This is a genomic window from Clostridium mobile, assembly GCF_018918285.1.
In the GTDB taxonomy this organism is placed as follows: domain Bacteria; phylum Bacillota; class Clostridia; order Clostridiales; family Clostridiaceae; genus Clostridium_AW; species Clostridium_AW mobile.
In genome coordinates, this window is sequence record NZ_JAHLQF010000003.1 from 18,386 (window position 1) to 29,505 (window position 11,120).

Genomic DNA, 11,120 nt, shown 5'->3' on the forward strand with positions numbered 1-11,120 from the left:
TAATTATTTAATAATGAATTTGGGGGATGTATGTAATGAAACTTGATTTAAATAATATAAAGATAGCTCAGGAAAATATAGCAAGTGTGGCTAGGAAAACTCCGCTCTTTTATTCAACTACTTTTTCAAGAGAAAGTGGATATAATGTTTATCTAAAATGTGAAAACAAACAAAAGACTGGAGCTTTTAAGATTAGGGGAGCATATAACAAAATAGTAAATTTAAGTGAAGAAGAGAAAGCAAGGGGAGTTATAGCTTCTTCAGCAGGAAATCATGCCCAAGGGGTAGCTTATGCAGCTACAGCCTTAGGCATAAAATCTACTATAGTTATGCCACAAACTGCACCACAAGCAAAAGTTCAAGCTACAAAGGCTTATGGAGCTAAAGTTATACAATATGGGGAAGTATATGATGAATGTTATGCAAAGGCATTAGAGGTACAAAAGGAAATAGGAGCTACATTTATTCATCCTTTTAATGATGAGGATGTAATTGCAGGCCAAGGGACCATAGGAGTTGAAATATTAGAAGAATTAGAAGATGTAGATGCCATAGTAGTACCAATAGGAGGCGGCGGCTTAATATCAGGTATTGCGCTAGCTGCTAAGTCTATTAAGCCAGAGATTAAAATAATAGGAGTACAGCCATCTATTATAGCTTCATCTAAAGCTTCACTAGAAGAAGGGAAGATTGTTACTCTACCTGGTGTGAAATCATTAGCAGATGGTATCTCTGTAAAAACTCCTGGAGATATAACCTTTGAATATATTAGGAAATATGTAGATGACATAGTAACAGTTTCAGAGGATGAAATTGCGTACGGTATATTTTGCCTGATGGAGCGTTCAAAATTAGTTTCAGAGGGGGCAGGAGCAGTAGCTATAAGTGCTGTATTAAACAACAAAGTAAATGTTAAAGGGAAAAATATTGTTTGTTTAGTAAGTGGAGGCAATATAGATATAGCTGTACTCTCAAAAATAATTGATAGGCAGCTTATCATACTAAAGAGAAGAATTAGGTTTGTGGTTGAAATACAAGATAAGGTAGGGGAGCTAGGACAGTTAGTAAATAGTGTGGTTTCCATGGGAGCAAATGTGGTAAAAGTACGCCAAGATACAAATTGGAACGACAAAGGACTAGATTATGCAAATGTACTCTTTGAAATAGAAGTTCAAACTAGAGAGCATGCACAAAATGTTATAGATAGTTTAGGTAAAAAAGGCTATAATTTAGAAATAGTAGGATAAAGGGAGGTAAATTACATGAAGCTATATAACACTTTAACTAGAAAAAAAGAAGAATTTATTCCTATAAACCCGAATCAGGTAAATATGTACGTATGTGGACCTACTGTATACAATTTCTTTCATATTGGAAATGGAAGAACATTTATTGTATTTGACACTATAAGAAAATATCTTGAATATAGAGGATATAAAGTTAATTTTATTCAAAACTTCACAGATATTGATGATAAAATGATTAAAAGAGCTAATGAAGATGAAATTACTGTAAAAGAATTGGGAGATAGATTTATAGAAGAATATTACAAAGATGCAGATGGGCTAAACATAAAAAGGGCTACTGTTAATCCTCGTGCCACAGAGTTTATGAGTGAAATTATAAAGTTTGTTGAGGAGTTAATAGAAAAGGGATATGCATATGAAATAGATGGAGATGTATATTTTCAAACTAAAAAGTTTAGTGAGTATGGAAAGTTATCTGGTCAAAATTTAGAAGAATTACAAGCAGGAGCTAGGATTAATATAGATGAAAGAAAAAAAGATCCTATGGATTTTGCTATATGGAAAAAGCAGAAACCTGGCGAACCAGCTTGGGAAAGTCCTTGGGGATTGGGAAGACCAGGATGGCACATAGAGTGTTCTTGTATGGCTTATAAACTTTTAGGTGAAACAATAGATATTCATGCAGGAGGATTTGACCTTGTATTTCCTCATCATGAAAATGAGATAGCTCAAAGTGAATGTAGAACTGGAAAACCTTTTGCTAACTATTGGATGCATTCTGCCTTTTTGAATGTGGATAATCAGAAGATGTCAAAATCTCTTAATAATTTTTTTACAGCAAGGGAAGTGCTTCAAAAGTATGATGCTGAGGTAATAAGATTATTTATGTTATCAGGTCATTATAGAACACAATTAAATTTTAGTGAAGAATTATTAGAATCAGCTAAAGCAGGATTAGAAAGAATATATAATGCAGTAGGAAATTTAGAAAATTTATTAAATGAAGTTACATTAGAAAATATGAATGATGATGAGAAAGAATATGCTAAAGTTATAGAAGGCTATAAAACTAAATACATTGAAAAAATGGATGATGATTTTAATACTGCGGATGCTATTTCAGTTATATTTGATATGATAAGAGATATGAATACAAATATTAATAGAAATTCATCTAAGGAATTAATTAATTTTTCATTAAGTATAATAAGAGAGTTGGGTGAGCCGCTTGGAATAGCTCAAAAAACAACTAAGTTAGATTTAGAAAAGGACATAGAGGATTTAGTAAATAAAAGACAACAAGCTAGGAAAGACAAGAACTGGGCTTTAGCAGATGAAATAAGAGATGAATTAAAAAATATGGGCATAGTATTAGAAGACACTCCTCAAGGAGTAAGATGGAAGAAGATTGATTAATTGGAGAATTTATTTATGAACTTAGATATTATAAACAAAAAATTTACAAAAGAAGAAGCTAGGGCGTTAAGCCCTCTAGTTTTAGCTTTTGTGGGAGATGCAGTATATGAAGTTTTAGTGAGAATATATCTTGTAGATTTAAATAAAGATATGTGTGTAAACAAACTTCATAAGAAAGCGGTGGACTTTGTTAAGGCTAATTCCCAAAGTGAAGCTATAAGAAATATACAACAGTACTTAACTGAGGATGAAATCGCTATATATAAAAGAGGAAGAAATGCTAAAGGAAGAATCCCTAAAAGCGCTACGGTTCAAGATTATAGAATGGCCACAGGATTTGAAGCCGTGGTGGGATTTTTATATTTAACAGACCAAAAAGAAAGATTGTCAAATATATTTAATACGATTCTAAAAATGCAAAATGATAATACTACAAATTAGTGTTTAATGGGAGGTAAGTGATGGGGCTTAAGGTTAAATTATTAGAATACACTCCAAATCCGGAAAAACTTGTAGCATCAGCTGCAAAGTTGTGTTATAGCGCTGTAGGAGTGGAGGAAATACAAGAAAATTTAGAAGAAAATAAAGTGGTAAAGTTTTTAGATATGCTAATGTCTTATGGTCATGAATCACCAATTGAGCATGTATCCTTTACTTTTGGAGTTGAAGGAGTATCTAGAAGCTTAACACATCAATTAGTAAGACATAGAATAGGATCTTACTCACAACAGAGCCAAAGGTATGTAAAGTTAGAGCAGTTTGAATACATAATTCCTCCAGAAATTGAGAAGAATGAAGAAGCTAAAAAAGTGTTCGTCAGATCTATGGAAGAGTGTCAAAAAAGTTATAATAAATTAGTTGAAATTTTAAAAAGTAAATATGTCGAAGATGGTATGAGTAAAACTAATTCAGAGAAAAAAGCTATTGAAGATGCTAGATATGTATTCCCTAATGCATGTGAAACAAAGGTAGTATTTACAATGAATGCTAGAAGCCTAATGAACTTTTTTAAACATAGATGTTGTAATAGAGCCCAATGGGAGATCAGAGAACTAGCATACCAAATGCTTATGGAAGTTAGAAAAGTAGCACCTGTGCTATTTAAATACAGTGGACCAAATTGTACCAATGCACCATGTCCAGAAGGTAAAATGAGTTGTGGCAAAATAGTGGAAGTTAGAGAAAAATACCTATCAAAATAAGAACAAAGGGGTAAATGTTATGAGAGAAGACATAATAGCAGGAAGAAATGCAGTAATAGAAGCTTTAAAATCTGATAGAACAATCGATAATATAATGATTGCTAAAGGAGATGTAAAAGGTTCAATAACAGTTTTGTTGGCCTTAGCAAAAGAAAAAGGAATTATTGTGAAAGAAGTAGATAGAAGAAAATTAGATCAAATTTCTGAAAATGGCAATCATCAAGGAGTAATAGCTTATGTAACTCCTTACAAATATGTAGAACTAGAAGACATACTTAACTATGCAAAGGCTAAAGGAGAAAGTCCATTTATAATAATACTAGACGAGATAGAGGATCCACATAATTTTGGGGCGATTATCAGAACAGCTGAAACTTGTGGAGTACACGGAATAATAATACCCAAAAGAAGAAATGTAGGGATCACACCAGTTGTTTATAAATCCTCTGCAGGTGCAATTGAATATATGAAAATTGCAAAGGTACCTAATATAAATACTACAATAGAGTATCTTAAAAAAGAAGGAATATGGGTATATGGAGCTGATATGGATACAGAAACTCATTCCTATGAGGCAGATTTTTCTGGATCGGCAGCTTTAGTAATAGGCAGTGAGGGAAGAGGTATCTCCAAACTTACGAAAGAAAAATGTGATTTATTAGTTAAAATACCTATGAGAGGGGAGATAACCTCTTTAAATGCATCAGTGGCTGGTGGAATTTTGATGTATGAAATATTAAGGCAAAGAATTACAAGAGGATAAAATTGAGGAATGTATTTGTAGATGGGTATAACGTTATAAATAGTTGGCCTGAATTAAAATTAATAAAAGATTATAGCTTAGAGGGGGCTAGGCATAAGCTTATAGAAATGCTTCAGAACTATGCTACATTCAAGGGATATAAAATATTTTTAGTTTTTGATGCTCATCTAGTAGTTGGAAGCATTGAAAAGAAAGAAAGATACGGAGAGTATCTTATTGTTGTGTTTACAAAAGAAGGAGAAACAGCGGATGTATATATAGAGAAGAAAGTAAATGATATAGGAAGAAAGTGGGAAGTCTGTGTAGTAACCTCTGATTTAGTAGAGCAACAAGTAACTTTTCAAAGAGGTGCAATAAGAATGTCTTCTTTAGAGTTTTATCACGAAGTTAAAAGTATTGAGAGGAAAATATCATCTAAAATAGAAAATAACGGAAAAGTGAATAGAGATACAATTGAAGATAGAATAAAAGGAGAGGTACTGGAAAAACTTCTTAAAATTCGCAAAAGTCATTGAAATGCCTTGACTGTAAAAGGGTGGGTAATGTATAATTTAAGCTGTAGTATACTTTCTAGGGGGGATATTGTGGGAAAAGGGGTTAATGAGGAGAAAAGTAGGAATATGAATGTTTCCTTTAATGAAATGTTAGACGAGGAAATTGTCATTGAAGCTAAAAGAGGAAACGTAAGAGCACAAGAGTATTTAATAAACAAGTATGAAAACTTTGTAAAGTCTAAAGCTAAATCCTATTTTCTAATAGGAGCAGATAAAGAAGATATATACCAAGAAGGGATGATTGGACTTTACAAGGCAATAAGAGATTTTAAACCAGATAAATTATCTTCATTTAAAGCATTTGCTGAACTTTGTGTAACTAGGCAGATAATAACTGCTATAAAAACAGCTACAAGACAAAAACATATTCCATTGAACACATATATTTCATTAAACAAACCAATATATGATGAAGAATCAGACAGAACCCTAATGGATATACTATCTGAGTCTAAGGTAACTGACCCAGAGGAATTGATAATAAGCAGAGAGGAAATGGGATATATACAAAATGAGATTGGTGAGGTTTTATCTAATTTAGAGATGGAAGTCCTTATGTCGTACATAGATGGAAAATCATATCAAGAAATAGCTTGTGATTTAGATAGACATGCGAAATCTATAGATAATGCTTTACAGAGAGTAAAAAGAAAGCTTGAAAAGTGCTTAAATATAAGATAATTTTATATTGACAAAACAAAGTTCATGTATTAAAATTAATAATCGGTATACGTTTATAATTTTACATCATACATAAATGCTCTTAATAATAATTAATGACTCAATTGCCCATGTAGCTCAGTAGGCAGAGCGTCACCTTGGTAAGGTGGAGGTCACCGGTTCAATCCCGGTCATGGGCTCCAATATTTTATATATTAACCACAACACACCAGGGTAAGTTTACTTATGAAATTATGTATATAAATAAAGGAGGAACAAAAAATGGCAAAATTAAAATTTGAAAGAAATAAACCACACGTAAATATAGGAACAATAGGACACGTAGACCACGGTAAGACAACATTAACAGCAGCAATCACAACAGTATTAGCAAGCAAGGGATTCGCAGATGCATTCGACTATGACCAAATAGATAAGGCACCAGAAGAAAAAGAAAGAGGAATCACAATCAGCACATCCCACGTAGAATACGAAACAGAAAACAGACACTATGCACACGTTGACTGCCCAGGACACGCAGACTATGTAAAGAACATGATCACAGGAGCAGCACAAATGGATGGAGCGATCTTAGTTGTAAGTGCAGCAGACGGTCCAATGCCACAAACAAGAGAACATATACTACTAGCATCAAGAGTTGGAGTTGAATATATAGTAGTATTCTTAAACAAAGCAGATATGGTAGACGATGCAGAATTAATCGAATTAGTTGAAATGGAAGTAAGAGAACTATTAAGTGAATATGGTTTCCCAGGAGATGACGCACCAGTTGTTGTAGGATCAGCATTAAAAGCATTAGAAAACCCAACAGATGATGCAGCAACAGAACCTATAATGAACTTAATGGCAGCAATAGACAGCTATATCCCAACACCAGAAAGAGCAACTGACAAACCATTCTTAATGCCAGTAGAAGACGTATTTACAATCACAGGAAGAGGAACAGTTGCAACTGGAAGAGTTGAAAGAGGAGTTCTAAAAGTAGGAGACGAAGTAGAAATCGTTGGATTAAGTGAAGAAAAGAAGAAGATAGTAGTAACAGGAATAGAAATGTTCAGAAAGTTACTAGACCAAGCAATGGCTGGAGATAATATCGGAGCTCTATTAAGAGGAGTACAAAGAGATGACATCCAAAGAGGTCAAGTATTAGCAGCAGCAAACACAGTAAAACCACACAAAAAATTCGTAGGTCAAGTATACGTATTAAAGAAAGAAGAAGGTGGAAGACACACTCCATTCTTTAACGGATATAGACCACAGTTCTACTTCAGAACAACAGACGTAACTGGATCAATCAAATTACCAGAAGGAGTAGAAATGGTAATGCCAGGAGACCACATTGACATGGACGTAGAATTAATCACTCAGATAGCAATGGATGAAGGATTAAGATTCGCGATCAGAGAAGGTGGAAGAACAGTAGGTTCAGGAGTTGTTACTACTATAGTTGAATAATTTAATTAGGGGACTGGGTTTCTAGACCTAGTCCTTTAAGGATTAAATTTCCATATAATTCAATTTGTTAAATTACGTTGACATATAAAATGAATTATGTTAAATTATTAAGGTAATGCATGAAATTAGTAGTATATATCCCTGCGGTTTATATAAATTCAGTTTTAGTACCAGGAGGTGTAGGATATGAGAATAAAGATGACTTTAGCTTGCACTGAATGTAAGCAAAGAAATTACGATTCAATGAAAAACAAGAAAAATGACCCAGACAGATTAGAAATGAGAAAATATTGCAAATTTTGTCGCAAACACACAGTTCATAAAGAAACAAAATAGTTTATAGAGGCATTATTTTATTCAGGGATGTGAAGAAATGAGTGTTAATGTGAAAGAAAAAAGAGAGGTTATTAAAAAAGAAAATAACGCTAAACCAAAAAGAGGCGGCATTATTGGATTTTTTAAAGGTGTAAAAGGTGAATTTAAGAGAATCACATGGGCCTCTAAAGAAGAAGTGAAAAAGTCTACTATTATTTCGTTGAGCTTTTGTTTGATTTATATGGTAGCAATAGGTTTGATAGATTTTGGCTTTAATAAATTGTCACAAATCATCTATAAATAATATAGCAAAAGGAGGTAGGGGTCGAGAGAGATTCCCGTCCCTTAGATTATGGCAGAGAAAGCTAAATGGTATGTAGTGCACACCTATTCAGGATATGAAAATAAAGTTAAGGCTAATTTAGAAAAGACAATCGAGAACAGAAATCTTCATGACTGGATAAGTGATGTTCAAGTTCCTATAGAAGAACAAGTAGAAATTAAAGATGGTAAAAAGAAAGTAACTCAGAAGAAAAAATTTCCGGGTTATGTTCTAGTAAGAATGGTGATGACAGATGACTCATGGTATGTTGTTAGAAATACCAGAGGAGTTACTGGATTTGTTGGTCCAGGATCAAAGCCTGTCCCATTAACAGATGATGAAGTAGCATCCATGGGTATTGTGGATAAACATATAGATTTAGATATAGAAGTTGGAGAAACTGTAATGGTAGTTTCAGGACCTTTAGAAAACTTCTCCGCTGTTATCCAAGAAATTAATTTAGAAAAGAAAAAAGTTAAAGTGCTAGTTAATATGTTCGGCAGGGAAACACCTGTTGAACTTGATTTCAAACAGATAGATAAACTAGACTAATGAAGAGACGAAAGTCTTAATTAAGTGGGAGGATTATATCCGTATAACCACATTTATAGGAGGTGTAAATTATGGCTAAGAAAGTTACAGGAATGATAAAACTTCAACTTCCTGCAGGAAAAGCAACTCCAGCGCCACCAGTAGGACCTGCTCTTGGTCAGCATGGAGTAAACATCATGGCATTTACTAAGGAATTTAATGCTAAAACTGCGAATCAAGCTGGCTTAATAATACCAGTAGTAATAACAGTATATCAGGATAGATCTTTTAGTTTTATACTAAAGACTCCTCCAGCAGCAGTTCTTATTAAAAAAGCAGCAGGAATCGAAAGTGGTTCAGGCGTGCCAAATAAGACAAAAGTTGCTAAGATTACTAAAGAACAATTGAAGCAGATTGCTGAAACTAAAATGCCAGACTTAAATGCTGCATCATTAGAAGCTGCTATGAGAATGGTAGCTGGTACAGCAAGAAGTATGGGTGTAACTGTTGAAGAATAATAGTTCTGCCCCGTTTAAAATTGTGGGAGGTAAAAACCGTTAATACCACGAAGGAGGTTAAGTATGGGAAAAAATTATATTGAAAGTGCTAAATTAGTTGAAAAAAATACATTATATACACCAGTTGAAGCAATGGATCTTGCAGTAAAAACTTCAAAAGCAAAGTTTGATGAAACAATTGAAATTGCTGTAAGATTAGGTGTTGATCCAAGACATGCAGACCAGCAGGTAAGAGGAGCAGTTGTTCTTCCTCACGGAACTGGTAAGAAAGTTAGAATTTTGGTAATCGCAAAAGGCGATAAAGCTAAAGATGCTGAAGCAGCAGGAGCAGATTATGTTGGTGCTGAAGAATACATCGACAAAATTCAAAAAGAAAATTGGTTCGACTTCGATGTAGTTGTTGCTACACCAGATATGATGGGATTGGTTGGTAGATTAGGTAGAGTATTAGGACCTAAGGGATTAATGCCAAACCCAAAATCAGGTACAGTTACATTTGATGTAGCTAGAGCAATAGCTGATATCAAAGCCGGTAAAGTTGAATATAGAGTTGATAAAACTGCTATAATTCACGTTCCAATTGGAAAGAAATCCTTTGGAGCTGAAAAGCTAATGGATAACTTCCAAGTTTTAATGGAGGCTGTTGTAAAAGCTAAACCAGCTGCAGCTAAAGGTCAATACATTAAATCAGTTGCTGTTTCAAGCACTATGGGACCTGGAATTAAAATTAATCCAGTAAAAGTTCTTGAATAGTATTGACAATAGATTGAGAATTTGATATCCTTTTAAGGATTAAACAAGTAAATACTCCGTAGACAGTAGGTGCGAAAGCGTAACGGTCATCCAACCTACCGAGGGTTCCAATATATTTATATTAGATATATAATTGGTTTCTCCATGTCTACGGGAGAAACCTTTAATTTTATATACAGTTTAAACTGTGAGGAGGTGGACACACAGTGAGTAAAAATAGACAGTTAAAAGAAGTTAAGGTTGCTGAGATAAAAGAAAAAATGGAAAAAGCTCAGGCAATCGTATTAGCTAAATATCAAGGCTTAACAGTTGAAGAAGATACAAAGCTAAGAAAGAAACTAAGAGAAGAAGGAGTAGAATACAAGGTATACAAAAATACTTTAAGTATTCTAGCAGCTAAAGAATTAGGTCATGAAGGTGTCGTTGAATACTTAGAAGGACCAATTTCAATTGCTTTCGGATATGATGATCCAACTGCTCCAGCTAGAGTTTTAAACGACTTCGCTAAAGAAGTTAAGAAATTAGAACTAAAAGCTGCTGTAGTTCAAGGTGAGGTATATGATGCAGATAAAGTTAAACAACTTGCTGCAATACCACCGAAGGAAGTATTGCTTGCAAAACTTCTAGGAAGCTTCAAAGCTCCATTATCAAATTTGGCATACTTGTTGAATGCTGTAAAAGAAAAGAAAGAATCTGAAGAAGCTTAATTAAAAAGGAATAATTTGGAGGTGCGTAATAATGACTAGAGAAGATATCATTCAAGCTATAAAAGAGATGAGTGTTTTAGAATTAAATGAATTAGTAAAAGCATGTGAAGAAGAATTTGGAGTAAGCGCTGCTGCTCCAGTAGCTGTTGCTGGCGGAGCTGTTGCTGGCGGAGCTGCTGCAGAAGAAAAAACTGAATTCGACGTTGTATTAGCTAGCGCTGGATCAGAAAAAATCAAAGTTATAAAAGCAGTTAGAGAAATAACTGGATTAGGATTAAAAGAAGCTAAAGAAATAGTTGATGGAGCTCCTAAGACAATAAAAGAAGGTATAGCTAAAGAAGAAGCTGAAGCTATGAAAGCTAAATTAGCTGAAGTTGGAGCAACTGTAGAATTAAAATAATCCTTAACTAAGAGGTATAAAAAGAGGTACTGTTATAATAAGTACCTCTTTTTTAAATAAGTGGGTTATTGCTTGAATAATGATTGACAATAGTTTATTATTATGATAACATAATAAATTGCATTGATTATATAAAAAAGTGAATAATTAAATGAATTTTATGTAAGTGAATTATTTACATAAAAATGGTTATACTATTAAGATGCAACATAATTAATCCAGAAACATGCAAAAATGTTTGTGGTTATTTTTACTT

At 33.5% G+C, this 11,120-nt stretch carries 15 protein-coding genes, 1 tRNA gene and 1 other annotated feature; all 16 genes read left to right on the forward strand.

Annotated features, from left to right (window positions below):
- The first annotated feature begins 35 nt into the window (after positions 1–35).
- Positions 36–1,247: a threonine ammonia-lyase gene (ilvA, locus tag KQI86_RS11760; protein WP_216439583.1), complete on the forward strand. Its 1,212-nt coding sequence runs from the start codon at positions 36–38 to the stop codon at positions 1,245–1,247.
- A 15-nt stretch (positions 1,248–1,262) separates the two neighbouring features.
- On the forward strand, positions 1,263–2,663 hold the full coding sequence (gene cysS / locus KQI86_RS11765; protein WP_216439584.1) for a cysteine--tRNA ligase: 1,401 nt from the start codon (positions 1,263–1,265) through the stop codon (positions 2,661–2,663).
- Positions 2,664–2,678: 15 nt separating this feature from the next.
- Complete coding sequence (locus tag KQI86_RS11770) at positions 2,679–3,104, forward strand: Mini-ribonuclease 3 (protein ID WP_216439585.1); 426 nt, start codon at positions 2,679–2,681, stop codon at positions 3,102–3,104.
- Between the two features lie 20 nt (positions 3,105–3,124).
- Positions 3,125–3,865, forward strand: a complete 741-nt coding sequence (thyX, locus tag KQI86_RS11775) for an FAD-dependent thymidylate synthase (RefSeq protein WP_216439586.1) — start codon at positions 3,125–3,127, stop codon at positions 3,863–3,865.
- Positions 3,866–3,884: 19 nt separating this feature from the next.
- Positions 3,885–4,628: a 23S rRNA (guanosine(2251)-2'-O)-methyltransferase RlmB gene (gene rlmB / locus KQI86_RS11780; RefSeq protein WP_216439587.1), complete on the forward strand. Its 744-nt coding sequence runs from the start codon at positions 3,885–3,887 to the stop codon at positions 4,626–4,628.
- Between the two features lie 2 nt (positions 4,629–4,630).
- Positions 4,631–5,143, forward strand: a complete 513-nt coding sequence (locus KQI86_RS11785; protein ID WP_216439588.1) for an NYN domain-containing protein — start codon at positions 4,631–4,633, stop codon at positions 5,141–5,143.
- 27 nt (positions 5,144–5,170) lie between these two features.
- On the forward strand, positions 5,171–5,863 hold the full coding sequence (gene sigH / locus KQI86_RS11790; protein WP_216439589.1) for an RNA polymerase sporulation sigma factor SigH: 693 nt from the start codon (positions 5,171–5,173) through the stop codon (positions 5,861–5,863).
- Positions 5,864–5,969: 106 nt separating this feature from the next.
- Positions 5,970–6,045: transfer RNA gene (locus tag KQI86_RS11795), tRNA-Thr, on the forward strand.
- A gap of 79 nt (positions 6,046–6,124) precedes the next feature.
- Positions 6,125–7,318 (forward strand): elongation factor Tu, encoded by a 1,194-nt coding sequence (tuf, locus tag KQI86_RS11800; protein WP_216439590.1) that lies wholly within the window; start codon positions 6,125–6,127, stop codon positions 7,316–7,318.
- 186 nt (positions 7,319–7,504) lie between these two features.
- Positions 7,505–7,654 (forward strand): 50S ribosomal protein L33, encoded by a 150-nt coding sequence (gene rpmG / locus KQI86_RS11805; protein ID WP_216439591.1) that lies wholly within the window; start codon positions 7,505–7,507, stop codon positions 7,652–7,654.
- A 37-nt stretch (positions 7,655–7,691) separates the two neighbouring features.
- Positions 7,692–7,937, forward strand: a complete 246-nt coding sequence (gene secE / locus KQI86_RS11810) for a preprotein translocase subunit SecE (RefSeq protein WP_216439592.1) — start codon at positions 7,692–7,694, stop codon at positions 7,935–7,937.
- Positions 7,938–7,985: 48 nt separating this feature from the next.
- Complete coding sequence (gene nusG / locus KQI86_RS11815; RefSeq protein WP_216439593.1) at positions 7,986–8,507, forward strand: transcription termination/antitermination protein NusG; 522 nt, start codon at positions 7,986–7,988, stop codon at positions 8,505–8,507.
- 71 nt (positions 8,508–8,578) lie between these two features.
- The gene (gene rplK / locus KQI86_RS11820) at positions 8,579–9,004 is read left to right on the forward strand and encodes a 50S ribosomal protein L11 (RefSeq protein ID WP_216439594.1); all 426 of its coding nucleotides are present in this window, start codon (positions 8,579–8,581) and stop codon (positions 9,002–9,004) included.
- A 63-nt stretch (positions 9,005–9,067) separates the two neighbouring features.
- Positions 9,068–9,757 (forward strand): 50S ribosomal protein L1, encoded by a 690-nt coding sequence (gene rplA, locus KQI86_RS11825; RefSeq protein ID WP_216439595.1) that lies wholly within the window; start codon positions 9,068–9,070, stop codon positions 9,755–9,757.
- Between the two features lie 38 nt (positions 9,758–9,795).
- Positions 9,796–9,934, forward strand: a sequence feature (ribosomal protein L10 leader region).
- Positions 9,935–9,963: 29 nt separating this feature from the next.
- Positions 9,964–10,464: a 50S ribosomal protein L10 gene (rplJ, locus tag KQI86_RS11830; RefSeq protein ID WP_216439596.1), complete on the forward strand. Its 501-nt coding sequence runs from the start codon at positions 9,964–9,966 to the stop codon at positions 10,462–10,464.
- A gap of 31 nt (positions 10,465–10,495) precedes the next feature.
- Positions 10,496–10,864, forward strand: coding sequence for a 50S ribosomal protein L7/L12 (gene rplL / locus KQI86_RS11835; RefSeq protein WP_216439597.1), 369 nt, complete (start codon positions 10,496–10,498; stop codon positions 10,862–10,864).
- The last annotated feature ends 256 nt before the right edge of the window (positions 10,865–11,120 follow it).